14 protein-coding genes are annotated in these 16,260 nt (G+C 68.5%); 5 read left to right on the forward strand and 9 right to left on the reverse strand.

Annotation, left to right across the window (positions count from 1 at the left end; all coding sequences use genetic code 11):
• Positions 1-158: 158 nt before the first annotated feature.
• On the forward strand, positions 159-1,406 hold the full coding sequence (locus KEG38_RS47140) for an AAA family ATPase (RefSeq protein WP_272421185.1): 1,248 nt from the start codon (positions 159-161) through the stop codon (positions 1,404-1,406).
• Positions 1,403-2,287, forward strand: a complete 885-nt coding sequence (locus KEG38_RS47145) for a DUF4435 domain-containing protein (protein ID WP_272421184.1) — start codon at positions 1,403-1,405, stop codon at positions 2,285-2,287. The genes KEG38_RS47140 and KEG38_RS47145 overlap by 4 nt, the downstream gene beginning before the upstream one ends.
• Here KEG38_RS47145 and KEG38_RS47150 read toward each other — a convergent pair whose 3' ends face one another.
• From KEG38_RS47150 to KEG38_RS47185, 8 genes are all read right to left on the reverse strand, one after another.
• A complete protein-coding gene (locus tag KEG38_RS47150; protein ID WP_272421183.1) occupies positions 2,288-3,637 on the reverse strand; it encodes a hypothetical protein in 1,350 nt (449 codons plus the stop codon).
• Between the two features lie 137 nt (positions 3,638-3,774).
• Positions 3,775-4,191, reverse strand: a complete 417-nt coding sequence (locus KEG38_RS47155; RefSeq protein WP_272421182.1) for a hypothetical protein — start codon at positions 4,189-4,191, stop codon at positions 3,775-3,777.
• 201 nt (positions 4,192-4,392) lie between these two features.
• Positions 4,393-7,623: a DVUA0089 family protein gene (locus KEG38_RS47160; RefSeq protein ID WP_272421181.1), complete on the reverse strand. Its 3,231-nt coding sequence runs from the start codon at positions 7,621-7,623 to the stop codon at positions 4,393-4,395.
• Between the two features lie 119 nt (positions 7,624-7,742).
• Positions 7,743-9,248, reverse strand: coding sequence for an ATP-binding protein (locus tag KEG38_RS47165; protein WP_272421180.1), 1,506 nt, complete (start codon positions 9,246-9,248; stop codon positions 7,743-7,745).
• The gene (locus KEG38_RS47170; RefSeq protein ID WP_272421179.1) at positions 9,241-9,924 is read right to left on the reverse strand and encodes a response regulator transcription factor; all 684 of its coding nucleotides are present in this window, start codon (positions 9,922-9,924) and stop codon (positions 9,241-9,243) included. Before KEG38_RS47170 ends, KEG38_RS47165 begins: the two co-directional genes overlap by 8 nt.
• Positions 9,921-10,604 (reverse strand): hypothetical protein, encoded by a 684-nt coding sequence (locus KEG38_RS47175; protein ID WP_272421178.1) that lies wholly within the window; start codon positions 10,602-10,604, stop codon positions 9,921-9,923. Before KEG38_RS47175 ends, KEG38_RS47170 begins: the two co-directional genes overlap by 4 nt.
• Positions 10,601-11,368 carry a hypothetical protein gene (locus KEG38_RS47180; protein ID WP_272421177.1) on the reverse strand — a complete coding sequence of 256 codons (768 nt, stop codon included), beginning with the start codon at positions 11,366-11,368 and terminating at the stop codon, positions 10,601-10,603. Before KEG38_RS47180 ends, KEG38_RS47175 begins: the two co-directional genes overlap by 4 nt.
• Positions 11,365-12,060 (reverse strand): hypothetical protein, encoded by a 696-nt coding sequence (locus tag KEG38_RS47185; RefSeq protein ID WP_272421176.1) that lies wholly within the window; start codon positions 12,058-12,060, stop codon positions 11,365-11,367. The genes KEG38_RS47180 and KEG38_RS47185 overlap by 4 nt, the downstream gene beginning before the upstream one ends.
• Before the next feature lie 197 nt (positions 12,061-12,257).
• On the opposite strand from KEG38_RS47185, the gene KEG38_RS47190 reads away from it, so the two are divergent.
• On the forward strand, positions 12,258-13,304 hold the full coding sequence (locus KEG38_RS47190; protein ID WP_272421175.1) for an NAD-dependent epimerase/dehydratase family protein: 1,047 nt from the start codon (positions 12,258-12,260) through the stop codon (positions 13,302-13,304).
• 161 nt (positions 13,305-13,465) lie between these two features.
• Positions 13,466-14,512, forward strand: coding sequence for an alcohol dehydrogenase AdhP (gene adhP / locus KEG38_RS47195; RefSeq protein WP_272421174.1), 1,047 nt, complete (start codon positions 13,466-13,468; stop codon positions 14,510-14,512).
• A 24-nt stretch (positions 14,513-14,536) separates the two neighbouring features.
• Here adhP and KEG38_RS47200 read toward each other — a convergent pair whose 3' ends face one another.
• The gene (locus KEG38_RS47200) at positions 14,537-15,136 is read right to left on the reverse strand and encodes a hypothetical protein (protein WP_272421173.1); all 600 of its coding nucleotides are present in this window, start codon (positions 15,134-15,136) and stop codon (positions 14,537-14,539) included.
• Positions 15,137-15,268: 132 nt separating this feature from the next.
• On the opposite strand from KEG38_RS47200, the gene KEG38_RS47205 reads away from it, so the two are divergent.
• On the forward strand, positions 15,269-16,258 hold the full coding sequence (locus KEG38_RS47205) for a MopE-related protein (protein WP_272421172.1): 990 nt from the start codon (positions 15,269-15,271) through the stop codon (positions 16,256-16,258).
• The last annotated feature ends 2 nt before the right edge of the window (positions 16,259-16,260 follow it).

Here is a 16,260-nt window from a genome sequence, read left to right on the forward strand (position 1 = left end):
AGGGGGCGTCTCGAAGGAGGTTCGGGGCGTCGATGTACGGCGAGGGGGCGTCTCGAAGGAGGTCGGGGGCGTCGATGTAGAGGTCGGGGGAGGGGAGGCGAGGCGAAAGCGGCGCAAGGTAGCGGTGGGGGGATGATCCGGGTAGGCTGGCGTCCACCATGACGACCAGCCCGCGGGTACGGCGGATCAAGGTGAAGGGTCTGTTCGGGATCTTCGACCATGAGATTCCGCTCAACATGGATGAGCGGATCACGATCCTGCATGGGCCGAATGGGTATGGGAAGACGATCGTTCTGCGGATGCTGGATGCGTTGTTCAGGGGGCAGTGGGAGACCATCGGCGCGGTCCCCTTCGATAGCTTTTCGGTCGAATTCGAAAACGGAATGGTCCTCGGCGTTAAACGTGAGCCCGAGGGCGACGTGCCGTCTCCATTCTTGGAAGCGCTCAAGGGCCTTGTGTTCTTTTGCCATGGTTCGCCGCTCCACGACCCCGCCGTTTTTTCGTGGGACTCACAGAGGGACCAGATAACATCGATCCTCTTTCACTTGGATGGGATCAAGGCGACGGTCACACAGCGGCTGATTGGCTGGTTGGCAGCGAGTTGCGGAGAATTGCAGCCACGGATGATCGAGACCCACCGGCTCGTTCATGAAGTTTCGCGTCACAGTCAGTTTTTGGGGAACCGGTCCGCCGTCTTGACATATTCGGATGAATTGGTGCAGGCAATCGAGGCGACGCTTGCGAGGTATGCCAGCCGCGCGCAGGAGCTTGATAGCACATTCCTTGATCGTCTCTTCCGGCAGACTCCGCAAACGGAGTTGCCCATCGAAGAGATCGAGGTGAGGCTGCGCGGGCTCGATGACAAGCGAGCAAGGCTCGTCCAGCTGGGCGTACTCGACCCAGAGCGCGAGTCGCACAAGAAAACCCCACGGCTCGAAGAATCAAAACGCGATGTGCTCACGGTGTACATCGAGGACACGGAAAGCAAGCTCGGTATGCTCGAGGACCTCGCGTGGCGCATCGAGCTCCTCACAGAGGCCGTCAACAGGCGCTTTGTCTACAAGCGGATGAGCGTATCTAGGGGAGAAGGGTTCGTCTTCCGTTCCTTGGTCGACGGTCGGAGCGTCCCCTCGGACCGGCTCTCCTCCGGCGAGCAACACGAGGTCGTCCTGCTTTATGAGCTTCTGTTCCATGTGAAGCCTGGCTCTCTGGTCCTCATCGACGAGCCCGAGATCTCCCTCCATTTAGCCTGGCAAAACCAGTTCCTTGGCGATCTTCTGCAAATGGTCGAGCTTGGAGGCTACGACGTGCTCGTCGCGACCCACTCACCATCCATCATCGATGATCGCTGGGACCTGACCGTCGAGCTGAAGGGCCCGGAGCTACCCGCAAAGGCCGCCGAATGAAAAACGCGATGCTCGATGCCATCAATGGCGCGCACATCGCCAACAAGATCCGGATGGAGCGCTCCCAGCACGCGGGCTCCTTCCTCGTCGTGGAGGGGGTAAGCGACAAGCGGTTCTTCGACTGGCTCATCGACAAGAACAAGTGCAAGATCGTCGTGGCATATGGCCGCGACAAGGCGCTCGACGCGTTTCATCGCTTGCAGGTTCCATCCTTCGATGGCGTCCTCTTCGTCATCGATGCCGATTTTGATGCCATAGAAGGTCGGAAGCCGCCCTCCATCAGCGTCATTTTCACGGACACGCACGACCTCGAGACCATGCTTCTCGCCTCGCCTGCATTCGAGAAAGTGCTGTTGCAGGTTGGGAGCGAGGAGAAGGTAGACAAGTTTCGTGGGCAGTATGGTGACCTTCGCGCATGTCTTCTCCGATGCGCAAAACATCTCGGTTACATGCTCTGGCTCTCGCGGAAGGACAGGCTCAATCTCAAGTTCGAAGAGCTCAAATTCGGCAAATTCGTCGATGAGAAGACGCTCCTCCTCGACCCGGCCGAGATGGTCAAGGTCGTCGCGAATCACTCGCAGCGTCCGGACCTCAAGAACGACGTTCTCCTCACCCGACTCGCGGCCCTGTACGACGACGGCCATGATCCCTTGCACGTCTGCTGCGGGCATCACCTGACCGAGATCCTCGCGTTCGCCCTGCGTAAGGCATGGGGAACGAACGACGCTGGCGCGTTCGACGGGCCGATGGTCGAGCGGATGCTGGTGCTCGCGTACGACGAGGGGCTTTTCGTGACGACACAGCTCTACGCTTCCATACGAGCCTGGGAGTCGCAGCACCCCCCGTTCATCGTACTTCGCGCCCTCGGCACCCCTGCCTGATCAAGGCACGATCGCCGCCGCCACATTCGTCACATTCGCCACCCCGGGCACAGTCGCCACCGTCGCCTGCGCCCCATTCACGCGCGCATGCTTCAGCGTCCCCCCCGTCGCATACACGATCTCCGCCTCGGCCCCTGACAATCCCGGAAGCGCGACCGGCGTCGACGACGTCGTTTGCGGGACCTCGACCGTCGTGGCCGCGCCCCACGCCCCGTCCTTCCCTCGCACGAAATAGATCCCCTCGTTCAGCACGCCTCGATACGCGACGACGAAATCCCCCGCCGCCGTCGCAGCCACCGACGGCGAAAGCCCCGTCGTCGCCGTGCCTACGGTTTCCTCCGCGGTCCACGAGTTCTGCGGCGTGATCAGCTTGACCGTGCAGATCCGATTGTCGGCTTGCCGCACGTAGAAAACACGCAAATCCTGATCCGCGTCGACGAGCGCAAACGGCCTGAGCCAGTTCGCGACGAGCGAGGTCGGCGCCTGTGCAGAAAGCGTCCACGCGCTCCCGGGTCCGCTCTTCGCGAGGTAATAGATGTGCGCATCATCGCCCGCGTACACCGCATACGCCCCCGCCGCGCCGTCCCTCGCGAGCGCCGTGGCACTCGGGCCGAACGCCTGGAACTGCGCCATGCCGGCGGGCATCGGGCTGAACGGGCTGAACGCGCCGGCCTCGTATTGCGAGAAATAATGCTTGTTGTCCGTGCCGAGGAACGTCATCAGCGTGGCCACGCCGAGCGGCGACGCGGTCGGGCCGTCCTTCGCGAATCCGAAGCTGCCGACCTTCTGCACGGCCCCAAAGCCCCCGGCCTTCGTCCACGTCGCCCAGAAGAGCTCGTTGTTCTCGGCTGCATTCGCGCTCTGGCGGCGCAAGACCGCGACCACGCCCTCCGGCTTCGGCGCGAGCCCGGCCGCGGAAAACTGGAGGTTGAGCGAGCCCGTGCCCCAGCCCGCAGCCGGATCGTAATGGGCTTCCCCTGCGTCCGGGCCCGCGAGCACGAGCAGCGTGCCCGTGGGATTGCCCCCGCCGGAGCCGCCCATTCCACCGGAACCGCCCATTCCACCCGCGCCGCCCATTCCGCCGGCGCCACCGCTTCCGCCCGTGCCTCCGCTTCCGCCGATGCCTCCGCTACCGCCCGCGCCACCGCTTCCGCCCATACCGCCGACGCCGCCCGTGCCGCCCGTGCCGCCCGTCCCGGAGCTGCTGCTCGCGGACGACGACGACGACGAGGACGAGCTGCTCGCGGCGAGCGAGGCGCCTGCCCCGGACGTGAAATCGGGCGGCTCGGTGCCTTGCGCGCAGCCGAAAAGCGGGACGAACGCGGAGAGCGCGACGAACCGGGGAAGCATGCCCCAGTTGTCACGTACTTCGTGATGGCGTCAAGCTTGGAGGAAGGAGAGAGGCGGGACGGATGGGGGCGGGCTGCCGCCCCCATCCCGGCGGCTCACCGGAGGGTGACCGCGTCTCACGCCCTGTCATTTTCACGCTACGAACAATCCCAGAATTCAAATTCGTAATCGTAGCAGTTTGGTGAGAAAGCGGCAGAAATCACGACCTTGGTCCGTAGTGCATGCTCGTCGCAGGATTCGACGCTTTCTTCCGGCATGAGGGCTTTGGAGTCGTAGAGGCTGTAATCGCCAGCCCAATCATGAAGCGAATAGTGCTCGATATGCAGCAGGTGGTGCTCGCGGTGCGATGAAAGACACGAGTTGTGCTTGTAACGTAGCTTGTATCCATTGACGAATCTGGCGGATTCACGACCCTCGCGGAATGCCTGCTCGACCTCGATTGTGTTTTCCGGACCTTCGGCTGAATCCACACCCGCTTCGTCTGCAGGGGCGCAGCCTTGGACCCCCATGAGGGTCGTGATCGCAACGGCGGCGAGAGTGGTGGATCGGTACATGGATCTTCGTCCTTCCTGCCTCGGGCCAATCGTCGATTGTGCCCACGACGCACACGTCCGTGACAGAGCAGGCGCAATGCCATGCGGCCATGACCACGCTCGACCCCCCCGCATGCGGGGGCGTGCAAGTGGCGGAAAGGAAGGACGCGCGTGAATCCGACGGGGAGGGAGTGGGGGGCCTTCGCCCCCCACCTGGGGAGACTATCGCACCGTCACCGCGAGCTTGTAATCGAAGACCGCGATGGGGTTGCCCGGCATCGCCGAGAACGGCGAGGCCTGCACGAGCAGGTAGTACGTGCCGCCCGCGAGGTTCTTTGCGAACGCGTGCGGCGCCGTCGCGCCGAGGCCGTCGATCGCCGAGCAATAACCACGGCCGCCGTCGTCGTCCGCGCCGAGCTCCACGCCCGCCGCGTCGTACAGCGTCAGGTAGCTATCGATGGGATCCGCCCCGTTCGCGCACGACTCCGCCGCCGTTCCCTCGATGATCTCGGCCCGCAGCGACTTGCCCGCCGGGACCGTGATCTCGAAGTAATCGTCATCGTCGTAGGACATGTGCAAGGCCGTGACGACCGTGTCCCAGCCCGCCGTCGGGTGGGCGTCGGCCACCAGGTTGTTCGGCTCGTTCTCCGGGCCGCTCTCCGTGAGCACCTTCGCCCGCAGCATGTACGAGGCGATGGTCCCGTCGTTGTTCGCCTCCTCGACGCCGACGTAATACGTGCCCGCGGCGAGGTTCATCGTCAGCGCCGAGCAAGAGCCCTCGCCGCTCACGTTGTCCGTTTCGAGGAGCTGCCCGGTCGAATCGAGCAGGCGCAGCGTGGACGTGAAGCCGCAGCCGATGCCCGTGGCGTTCAGCGTCTCGAGCACGAGCACCGCGTCCGACGCGAGGTCGAAGCGGAAGAGGTCGACGTCGCCCGCCGCGGCGATCGAGCCCGTCACGTTGGCGCTGCCCGTGAGCGTCACGCCGGCGGCGTCCGCCTCGGCCGTCGTGTTGTTCGGCTCGACCTCGGCGCCCGTCTCCAGCGCGCACACGTCGCTGCAGCCGTCGCCCGCGCTCGTGTTGCCGTCGTCGCAGGTCTCCGCGCCGTCGAGGAAGCCATCGCCGCAGACCGGGATGCGATCGCAGGTCGCCTCGCAGCCGGCGCCGCCGTCGCACTCCTCGCTGCCCTCGACCACGCCGTTGCCGCAGACGGCTTCGACGGCGATCTCGAGCAGATAGCCGGGGATGACGGTGTTGTTCTCGTAGTCCTCGACCTTGACGAAGTACGTGCCCGGGGCGAGGTGCCGCGCGCCCGCGTGCGTCTTGCCCGAGATGCGCGAGCAGATGTTGACGCCGCCGTCGTCCGCTTGCGCGAGCTCGGTCGTGCCGTCCGTGCCGTACAGCGTGATCACCGTGTCCAGCGGCAGCGCGCAGGTCCCGGGGCCGTTCGCGTCGTGCGTCTGGAGGCGGACGTCCGAGGTCGCGCTCAGCGTGAAGCTGTAGAAGTCGAGGTCGCTGCCCGGCGTGATCGCGCCGCTCACGATCGTGTACGGCGTGAAGGGGCCGCCCGCCGTCGCGCTCGTGTCGTTCGGCTCCGTCTCCGGCGTCGATTCCTTCGTGCACGTAGCATCGCAGCCGTCGCCCGGCGTCGTGTTGCCGTCGTCGCAGGTCTCGGGCGCGTCGATCTTGCCGTCGCCGCAGACCGCGTTGCGATCGCACGTCATCGAGCAGCCCGCGCCGCCGTCGCACTCCTCGGCACCCTCGACCTTGCCGTTGCCGCAGGTCGCGTCGAGCGTGATTTGCAGGCGATAGCCGGGGATCTCCGTGTTGTTGAGGAAGTCCTCGACGGAGACGTAATACGTGCCCGCCGGCAGGTGCCGGGCCGCGCCGTCGCCGGGCTTCTTCGCGTCGATCTTGCCGCAAGCGCCGAGGCCGCCGAGGTCACGCTCGAGCAGGAGCGTGGTGCCGTCGGTGCCGTAGAGGCGGAGCAACGTGTCGACGCCGACGCACGAGCCGGGGCCGTTCGCGTCGAACGACTCGACCGTGAGGTCGCTCGTCTGGTCGAGCTTGATCGCGTAGTAGTCGACGTCCGTGGCCGGGCTGATCGCGCCCTGGTAGAGCGCCGGCGGAGCGAAGCCACCCGAGGCCTGCGCGCTCGTCTCGTTCGGCTCCGTCTCCATGAGGATCGACGTCTCGCAGGTCGCGCTGCACGTGTCGCCGTCCATCGTGTTGCCGTCGTCGCACGTCTCGGGCGCGTCGACGTTGCCGTCGCCGCAGACCGGGATGCGATCGCAGGTGAAATCGCAGCCCGCGCCGCCGTCGCACTCCTCGGTGCCCTCGACCTTGCCGTCGCCGCAGACCGCGTCGTACGTCACGACGAGCTTGTAGCTCGGGATTGCTTTGTCGTTTCCGGCCTCCTCGACCTTCACGTAGTAGATGCCCGCCGCGAGGTGCCTGAGCGCCGCGTTCGTCGTGCCGTCGAGGCGCGAGCACGCGTTCGTGCCGCCATCGTCGTCGGAGCCGATCACCGTGGTGCCGTCGGGCGCGTAGAGCGTGACGAGCGTGTCGATGTTCAAGCAGCTCGACGGGCCGGAGCCGTCGTACGTCTCGATGTGCAGGTCGACCGTCTTGGGCACGACGATCTCGTACCAATCGGCGTCGCTACCGGGGTTGATCGAGCCGCTCACGAGGACGGGCGCCGTGTACGGGCCGTTCGCCGTGGCGGACCCGTTGTTCGGCTCGGTCTCCGAGAACGTGTCGACGACGCAGGTCGAGCTGCAGCCGTCGAGGTCCTTCGTGTTGCCGTCGTCGCACTGCTCCGTGCCGGCTTTGATGCCGTCGCCGCAGGTCGTCGCGCAGACGCTCGGCGCGCCCGTGCACGTGTAGCCGAGCTCCGGGGCGCAGGCGTCGCAGCCGTCGCCGGCCGTCGTGTTGCCGTCGTCGCAGGCCTCGGCGCCCGCGGGGATGCCGTCGCCGCAGGTCGTCGTGCACACGCTGGGCTCGCCGGTGCACATGAAGCCTGCTTCCTGCGCGCACGTGGCGTCGCAGCCGTCGCCAGCCGTCGTGTTGCCGTCGTCGCAGGCCTCGGCGCCGGTGATCGCGCCGTCGCCGCACACGTCCATCGAGCCGCCCGCGCCGCCCTGGCCGCCCGCGCCGCCCATGCCGCCTTGGCCGCCCATGCCGCCTTGGCCGCCCATGCCGCCTTGGCCGCCTTGGCCGCCTTGGCCGCCTTGGCCGCCTTGGCCGCCTTGGCCGCCTTGGCCGCCTTCGCCCCCCACGCCGCCCTGGCCGCCTACGCCGCCCTGGCCGCCTTGGCCTCCGGTGCCACCGGACCCGCCTTGTCCTTGCGGAATATCACTCCGATCGACCGCTGCGATCAGCTCGCAGCCCATGGATCCGAACGATCCCAGGCCGATCACGAGCGCCATACCAACGTGCCTCGTTAGCCTCGTCATGCGCGATTCTTCGCTCCCAATGGTTAGCGATGTCTCGCCCGACGCCTGCGCCGAGACGCGTACCCGAGGGCCTCTGCAAGCGAAGAGCGGGCATACCTCAATGAATCGACGGGCCGGCGTCAAGGAATAGGTGCCGCGCGCCTTCGATGAGGGATCTCCAGGGTGAAGGTGGCACCTTCCCCCGGTCGATTGTCCACGATCACCCGCCCGCCGTGCGCCTCCGCCACGCTCTTCACGATCGCGAGCCCGAGCCCCGTGCCGTCGCGATCCGCGTCGGTCGTGAAGAACCTGTCGAAGATGCGCGGCAAGATCGCGGGCGGCACGCCCGGACCTCGATCTTTCACGGCGATACGAATCACGGCCTCGGGCGGACCCCCCTCGACGCGGATCCGCACCGGCTCTCCCGGCGGCGAGAATCGAACGGCGTTGTCGAGCAAGTTGCCGAGCGCCGTCTCGACGTCCACGGGCCGGCAGAACACATCTCGTTCGCTCGCCAAGTATTCGAGGATCACCGGCTGATCCGGCGCCGAAGCGCGCTCCTTCGCCGCGAGCGCGAGCGCCGAAAGGTCACACACGCGCATCGGCTCGGCCGAGGCCTCGATGCGCGAAAGCTGGAGCAGGCGCGAGACCAGTCGATCGAGCCGCTCGACGTCGAGCTCGATGTTCCGCAAGAAACGAACGCGCGCCTCCGGATCGTCGTGCGCGCCTTCGCCGAGCAGCTCCGCCGCGCCGCGGATCGAGGTGAGCGGCGACTTGAACTCGTGCGCCACGTCCGCGGCGAACTCCGAGATGTACCGCATGCGCGCGTCGAGCCGCTCCTTCATCGACGCGAACGACTCGCCGAGCTCGCGGATCTCGCCGCCGCCGCCGATGGGCACGACCACGTCCCGCTCGCCCGCCGCGATGCGCTTGGCCGCGCGCGAGAGCCGTCCGAGGGGCCGCGAGATGCTCCACGCGAGCACGAGCGTCACGAGGCCCGTGCCGAGGAGCGCGACCGCGAGCACACGCCCGAGGCCCGAGCGGATGCGGTAGAGCTCGAAGAGGACGGGTTGCGTCGATCGCGCCACGTACACCACGCCCGTCACCACGCCGCCCGTGCGGATGGGCTCCGCGAGGAAGAGGATCACGCCCGGGTCGCGGTCGCGTACGCGCGTGCGTGTCGCCTTCGTGCCCGCGAGCGCCGAGCGCACCTCGAAGCGTTCCGCGAGCAAGGGCCACTTCTCCGCCGCGCGCATGTCGAGCGCCCACCGCACATCCCGCGCGCGCGGCAGCCGGAGCGGCGGCGGCGGCTCCGGCCCCTCGGGCGGCCCGTCCGCGTGCGAGTCGGCCACCACCTCGCCGGCCTTGTCCACGAGCCGGATCCGCGTCCGCGTCCGCTTGGCCGCCGTCGCGAGGATCTTCTCGTGCTCCGGATCCCCGAGCGCGCGGCCCGCGCCGAGGTTGTGCTCGACGAGCGAGCGCACGAGGATCGCCTGGTTCGACATGTCGCGTTCGAGCGCGTCGAGCAGCTCTCGCTCGTGGATCCGCGCGAATTCGAGCCCGATCGCGGGGACGAACAGCACGAGCAGGTTCACGACGAGCAGCCGCACGCGGATGCGGCCGAGCAGGACGAGCAGCCTACGCACCGGCGACCTTGTACCCGACGCCGTGCACCGTCGCGATCGGGTCCTCGCCGCCCGCGGCGCGGAACTTCGCGCGGATCCTGCGGACGTGCGTGTCGATCGTGCGCTCGGTGATGAGGTTGTCGTAGCGGTACGCGCGCGTCATGAGCTGGCTGCGCGAGAGCACGATGCCAGGTCGTTCGAGCAGCGCGCCGAGCAAGCCGAGCTCCGTCGCCGTGAGCGTCACGGGCGCGCCGTCGAGCCGCGCCTCGTGCCGCTCCACGTCGACCTCGATCCGCCCGTGCGTGAGTACCTTGCGCGCGGCCTCGCCCGGCGCTTCGAGCCTGCGGAAGAGGGCTTTTACGCGCGCCACGAGCTCGCGCACGGAAAACGGCTTCGTGAGGTAGTCGTCGCCGCCGAGGTCGAGGCCGAGCACACGATCGATCTCGTCGCTGCGCGCGGACAGGAAGAGGATCGGCACGCGGCTCTCGGTGCGGATGTGGCGGCACGCGGAGAGGCCGTCGACCTCGGGGAGCATCACGTCGAGGATGACGAGGTCGATGCCGCCCTTCGCGACGGCCTCGATGGCCTCGCGGCCGTCGGTCACCACGGAGACCTCGTAGCCCTCTTTGCGAAGCGCGTACTGCAGGACCTCGCGGATGCGCGCCTCGTCGTCGACGACCAGGATGTGCTTGCTCACGTCTCGATCGGCTCCTCGGCGCGGAGGCTCTCTTCGGCTTCGAGGGCAGCGCCGAGGCCCTCGACCCGCGCCTGCACCTCCGAGACGATACCACCGATGTCCGCCGCGGAGGATCCGCTGAAGCGCGCCACCGTGACCTGCGTGCGCAGCGCCTCGGCGAGCGCGCAGAGCTCCTCCAGGGCGCGCGCGTCCCGGTCGCGCAGCGACGACAGACGGCGGACGTTGTCGAGGTCGAGCCGCGCCGTCGCGAGGGCCCGGCTCGATCCCGAGGCGTGCTCGAGCTCGCGCACGCGCGCCTCGGCCCGCCCGAGATCAAACGCGTCCTTGCGGAGGAGCGCTTCGAGCTCTGCGTGCCGCTCGACGCGCCGCTCGACCTCCGCCTCGATCCGCGCCGCGGCCTCCGCCGGCAGCACACTCGCGAGCGGCGTCCCCCGCGACGCCGCGACCGCCTCCGCGAGCGCGGCTTTCACCCTCGCGAGCGCACTGCCCGCCGCGCCCTTCGGCGCCTCCGCAGCGCGCTTCGCGGTCAGCGCGATCGGCGCCCAGAGCGGCCAGAGCGGCACGGCCAGCGCGGCCGACATCGCCGCGCGCGAGCCTCCCGCGGGCGACGATCGGTAGATCGCCACCGCGCAGCAAATACCCGCGACGAGGTAGAGCACCGACAGATCCCGCAGGCTCATTGCCCGCCCTCCTCCTCGAAATCCTCCTCGACCTCGCGTGACCGCGTGCTCCTGCCGCGCTCCCACGCGTCGGACTCCGCGGGCGCATCGATCCGATACGGCCGATCGCTGTAAATCGCGGCCGACGTCAGGCTCGTCAGCACGGCCTCTGCAAAACTGCCCTCGCGGTCTCGCAGGAACGGCACGTTGATCGCGCGCGGACGCACCAGGTACGGACGCAGGATCCACGCGGTTTGTCCGCCGACCGCGATGAACACGCTGATGAACGCAATCGCCGTCGTGATCCGCCCTTTCCCTTCGCCGAGCCCCCGCACGAGCAAGGACAGCGCGGCGAACCCGGCCACGCCGTACGCGCCCGACGCGACGATCGCCGCCGTGTGATAGCCCATGCCGAGATCGAGCATCAGCCAGAGCGCGGGCGCGAATGCGAGCAGCACGAGCGACGATCGACCCGCCGACGCGAGCGCGAGCGCCACGATCGATCGCATCGGCCAGGGCCTGCCGAGCACCGCGGCGAGCGCGTGGAACGCCGGCGCCGCGAGCGCGAGCGTCGCGAGCACGGCAAGCGGCACCTTCGCGGCTCCGTAGAGGATCTGCATGCCGCCGCGGAAGCTCCCGAGCACGCCACCGAATGCGGCCGCGCCGAGCGCGATCGAGGCGAGCGAGGTCGCGCCGATGGCGCGCACCTCCGGATCGTCGTCGCGACAAGAGCGGGCGATCTCTCCGGGCGCGCGGAGCAAACGGGCGAGGACGGTGGCGCTCATTGGCCACCTCCGAAGATCGGCAGCGTGCTCCACCAGACCCGCGCCGACAGCGCCGTCGCGAAGATCGCGAAGCCGGCGAGCGCGAACCCGCTCATCGTCCGCACGCCCGCAGGCGCGCGCCCGAGCGGCGTCCCGATCGCCCCGAGAAACGCGCGCAGCCCGAAGGCCCCCGCGAGGATCAAACCGAGCCCCGCGGAAAACGCGGCGCCGATGCGCGAGCTCGACGTCGTCACGAAGAGCGCCATCGCGGGCGCGAGCCCGCCGAGCACGAGGCCTGTCGTCGCCGCTCCGCGCGCCGCGGCTTTCACCGCGGCCGGAGGATCGACCGGCGCATCGAACAGGGTGAGTACGATGAACAGCGCGGGCACGCCGAGCCCTGCCACGGCGAGCGGCGCGAGCGGCACCGCGGCCGCGTGCTTCAAAATCGAAAGCCCGCCGTCCCGCGTCCCGATCGAGAGTCCATACAGCGCCGACAGCGCGAGCGCCGTGGCGAACCTCCGCGCATCGTCGCGCAGCGCGCCCGCGGCGCCTTCCGGCCCGTCGCCGAGCAGCGATTTCGCGAATGACGGCGCGCCCTCGTCTGCGGGCATCTCCGGGGCGGCGTGGGACGAGGGCGGCGGGGGCGTGGTCCCTTGGGGTTCGGGCGGGGCGTCGCCCGCGAGGGCATCGACGTACGAGGCGTGGGCTTCCATCTTTCCTCCGGTGTGGCGGCCACGGGCCGCGCCAGACCTCCTTTCCGTATCGCGCCGGTTTGGCGCACCTCTGCCGTCGCCGCGGAGGAGTCGTGGAATGAATTCGACGAAATTGTGGCAGGGTGGATCACCGATGATCCACCTCTCGACCGCCGTTCCGTTGTCTCGTCTTCGGTTTCGCTGCTAGAAGGGGGGCCATGCACGTTCTCGTCATCGGCGGGACGCGGTTCGTCGGGCCGCTCCTCGTGCACCGCCTCCTCGCGGCGGGGCACCAGGTCACCTTGTTCAATCGCGGGACCCTGCCGGATCCCTTCGGCGCGCGGATCGAGCGGCTGCAGGGCGATCGAACGACAGCCGATCTGGCCCGGCTCATGCAAAACCGCACCTTCGACGCGGCCGTCGACTTCGCCGCCTATCGCTGGGAGGACACGCGCGGCGCGGTGGATGCGCTCGGCGGCCGCGTGGGGCACTACGTTTTCATCAGCACGGGCCAGGTCTACCTCGTGCGCGACGGCGCCCCGCGGCCTTCGCGGGAAATCGATTATGCCGGCCCGGTCATGCCCCGCCCCACGGACGAGGACGAGCTTGCGAACTGGGAATACGGCATGGGCAAACGCGACTGCGAGGACGCGCTCGTCGAAGCCTTCCAGAAATCGCGCTTCCCCTCCACGCGTGTTCGTATCCCCATCGTGAACGGCGAGCGCGACCATTATCGCCGCCTCGACCGTTATCTTCTCCGCCTCGTCGACGGCGGTCCGGTCATCGTCCCGGATGGCGGGACGCACCCGGTTCGTCACGTCTATGCGGGCGAGGTCGCGCGGTTCCTCGTGGAAATCCTCGGTCGCCAGCAAACATTTGGCGAAGCGTACAACGTCTGCCAGCGGGAGACGCCGTCCCTCGTGGAGCTTCTCGGGATCCTGCAAGGAATGCTCGGATCCCGGGCGAAGCTCGCACCCGTCCCGTCCGCGGACGTCATCGCCGCGGGGCTCAACCTCCGCGACGTCTCGCCGTTCAGCAGCAAATGGATGTCGATGCTCGATCCCTCGAAAGCCGAGGCCGAGCTCGGCTTCCGCCACGAGCCGCTCACCACCTCCCTCGGCAAGATCGTCGCGAGCTTCCTCGCGTACGGTTATGCGACGCCGCCGGACGGCTATGACCAGCGCGCGAAGGAGATCGAGCTCGCCGAACGCTGGCTCAAGGAGCGGGAGACCCTGCGCCCCGCGCCTTCGATGAACTTCGAGTAGCCCGCTTCCACGGGAGACGCAGCATCTGCGCCCGCCACGCAAGAGGCGCACGTCCCGAACCGCAGGCTCGGCCATCACCCCACGAAACCAGGCATTCGTGGGGATGGCATGGCCCTTGCCAAGATCATCGTTCCAAAGGCACCCGCACCTGGAGAGCGATGATGCAACGTACGATGAGGGCCGCGGTCGTTCGAGCGTTTGGACAGCCCCTTTCCATCGAAGAGGTCCCCGTCCCCGTGCCGAGCGCGGGCGAGGTCCTCGTCCGTGTCGTGGCGAGCGGGGTTTGTCATACCGATCTCCACGCGGCAAACGGCGATTGGCCGGTCAAACCCGCCTTGCCCTTCATCCCCGGCCACGAGGGCGTCGGTTACGTCGCCGCGCTCGGCGCCGGCGTCACCACGCTGAAGGAGGGCGACCGCGTCGGCGTCCCCTGGCTGCACAACGCGTGCGGCGCCTGCGACCCTTGCATCACCGGCTGGGAGACGCTCTGCCCGTCGCAGCAAAACACGGGGTATTCGGTCAACGGCGGGCATGCCGAATACGTCGTCGCGCCTGCGGCGTACGTGGGACGGATTCCGGACGCGCTCGGCTTCGTCGACGCCGCGCCGATCCTCTGCGCCGGCGTGACCAGCTACAAGGGCCTCAAGGAAACGGAGGCGCGCCCGGGGCAATGGGTCGTCGTCTCGGGCATTGGCGGCCTCGGGCATCTCGCGATTCCTTATGCGAAGGCGATGGGCCTGCGCGTCGTGGCCGTGGACGTGGGCGCTGACAAACTCGATCTGGCCCGCGAACTCGGCGCGGAGATCGCCATTGACGCGCTGCACGTCGACCCGGCGGCCGAGGTCCAAAAGCAGATCGGGGGCGCGCATGGGGCGCTCGTCACCGCGGTCTCGCCGGGCGCCTTCCGTCAGGCCCTCGGGACCCTTCGTTCCGGCGGGACGTGCGTGCTCGTCGGCCTGCCGCCCGGCGATTTCCCCACGCCGATCTTCGACGTCGTGCTCAAGCGCCTCACGCTGCGCGGATCGATCGTGGGCACGCGCATGGACCTGAAGGAAGCGCTGGAGATCGCCGCGCACGACAAGATCCGGCCCACCACCGAGGTGCAGCCGCTCGAGGCGATCAACAGCGTGTTCGCGCGCATGGCGGAAGGGACGATCCACGGCCGCGTGGTGCTCGCCCTTCGCGAGGAGGAAAAGGGGCCAGGCTGAACGTCTCCGTGCATCCGTGATGCCTCAGCGCGTCTTCGCGGTCGCGAGGGTGGCGCGACAGAAGACCACATTCTCGCCGTGCTTCGAGGGCGGGCAAAACCGCGTTTTGGGCGGCTCGCCCGCGGGGCTCGTGGCCGCCTCCTCCCCGCGCTCGCGACGCTGGGCCGGCGGCGCTGGATCGAGACGATTGCCGCGGTCGACCTTCACGTGGTCCCATTTCCCTCCCGTGCCGCCGCCGATTCCGCCGAACCAGCTCGACGGGGTGATCCCCGGAGTGTCCGCGTAGGGATCGTACATATCCGCCGGCAGATTGTCTCCGAACAGATCCGTTTTGACTGCCTCGGCGCGCTCCCCGGCGGACGCTGCGGGCGCAGCATCCTCCCGCACCGCCTCCATCGTGCCCTCGTCGCAAGGCCCGCTCACCTTGCGCTCGCCGCCTCGCTCCTCCGTTACCGTCTCCCCCGGCGCCGCGGTCACGAGCAGCATGCGCGTCTGCGGGACGTGCTCCTCGATCCGCGTCTCGGTGTACGAATTCCTCGGCCCGAAGAACGCCGCGCCGCCGAGCAGCAGCACGTGCGCGGCCAAGGAAAAGCCGTGGCAGAGCACGGGGACGAACGGCTTCACGGGGGGGAGGGGCGGCGGGGTGTCCATGCGTGGGCCTCGGGCGAGCGGCTCGATCGTGGACACCGCCGCGCGCGCCAGGTTCCCGCATTCTTGCGGCCCCCCCACGATCCAGGCATCCTGCAAGCCTTCCCCATGCGCGTGTCCCTCTTCGTCACAGTCGTCGCCGTGCCCGCCCTGCTCCTCGCCTGCGGCGCCCGCTCCGATCCCGCGGAGTTCGATCTCGGGAGCGGCGGCGGCGGCGGCACGGGCGGCGGCACGGGCGCCACGGGCGGCGGGCCTCCCGTCTGCACCGTGGAGCTCTGCAACGGCGTCGACGACGATTGCGACGGTCAGATCGACGAGGACAGCCAGAACGCGGGCGCCGATTGCATCACGGATCTGCCCGGCATCTGCAAGGACGGCACCGTCGTCTGCACCGGAGGCGCCCTCGCGTGCGCCTCGGACGTGGCCCCGCAACCCGAGATTTGCGGCAACGGCATCGACGAGGATTGCAATGGCATCATCGACGACGCCTGCGCCAAGCTGAACGGCTGCAGCGACGGCACGCGCGAGGGGTTCGTCGACGAGCAACAATTTCCGCAAATCGCGGGCTGCTCCGGCGGATGGGACCGCCCAGGCGTGATCTATACGTTCGACCCGGAGTGCAACCGCATCGCCGGGAACACGAGCGCGAACCCGGCCGGCAAGGGCTGCCGCGCGGAAGATCTCTGCGCGCCGGGCTTCCACGTCTGCAAGGGGGCGGACGACGCCGCCGCCCACGCGCCCGGGGGCTGCGCCGGCGTGGGCCTCGAACCGAACCTCTTCTTTGCGACACGGCAGGGCTCGACCGGCTGCGCGATATGCGCCCTCGGCACCGAGACCGATCCGAACATCTGCACGGCCGCAAGTTGCGTCGCGGACTGCGCGCCGAGCGACGTCACGGCGAACGACCTCTTCGGCTGCGGCACACTCGGCATTCCCAACGACGGCAACTGCGGGGTGCTCACCATGACCTCGGGCAACGTGTGCAGCGCGATCGGCGGTCCGTGGTGGTGCGGCGGACCCAATGACGGGTACGACGAGGCGCACGCCGTCGTCAAGCTCGGCCCCGAGGGCGGCGGCGTGCTCTGCTGCGCGGATTGAGC

Origin of the sequence: Polyangium jinanense (assembly GCF_028435265.1) — a bacterium.
Classification (GTDB): Bacteria; Myxococcota_A; Polyangia; order Polyangiales; family Polyangiaceae; genus Polyangium; species Polyangium jinanense.

Coding starts and splice junctions, on each gene's coding strand:
- KEG38_RS47140 (WP_272421185.1), top strand. CDS start 159: ATGACGACCAGCCCGCGGGTACGGCGGATCAAGGTGAAGGGTCTGTTC.
- KEG38_RS47145 (WP_272421184.1), top strand. CDS start 1,403: ATGAAAAACGCGATGCTCGATGCCATCAATGGCGCGCACATCGCCAAC.
- KEG38_RS47150 (WP_272421183.1), bottom strand. CDS start 3,637: ATGCTTCCCCGGTTCGTCGCGCTCTCCGCGTTCGTCCCGCTTTTCGGC.
- KEG38_RS47155 (WP_272421182.1), bottom strand. CDS start 4,191: ATGTACCGATCCACCACTCTCGCCGCCGTTGCGATCACGACCCTCATG.
- KEG38_RS47160 (WP_272421181.1), bottom strand. CDS start 7,623: ATGACGAGGCTAACGAGGCACGTTGGTATGGCGCTCGTGATCGGCCTG.
- KEG38_RS47175 (WP_272421178.1), bottom strand. CDS start 10,604: ATGAGCCTGCGGGATCTGTCGGTGCTCTACCTCGTCGCGGGTATTTGC.
- KEG38_RS47180 (WP_272421177.1), bottom strand. CDS start 11,368: ATGAGCGCCACCGTCCTCGCCCGTTTGCTCCGCGCGCCCGGAGAGATC.
- KEG38_RS47185 (WP_272421176.1), bottom strand. CDS start 12,060: ATGGAAGCCCACGCCTCGTACGTCGATGCCCTCGCGGGCGACGCCCCG.
- KEG38_RS47190 (WP_272421175.1), top strand. CDS start 12,258: ATGCACGTTCTCGTCATCGGCGGGACGCGGTTCGTCGGGCCGCTCCTC.
- adhP (WP_272421174.1), top strand. CDS start 13,466: ATGCAACGTACGATGAGGGCCGCGGTCGTTCGAGCGTTTGGACAGCCC.
- KEG38_RS47205 (WP_272421172.1), top strand. CDS start 15,269: ATGCGCGTGTCCCTCTTCGTCACAGTCGTCGCCGTGCCCGCCCTGCTC.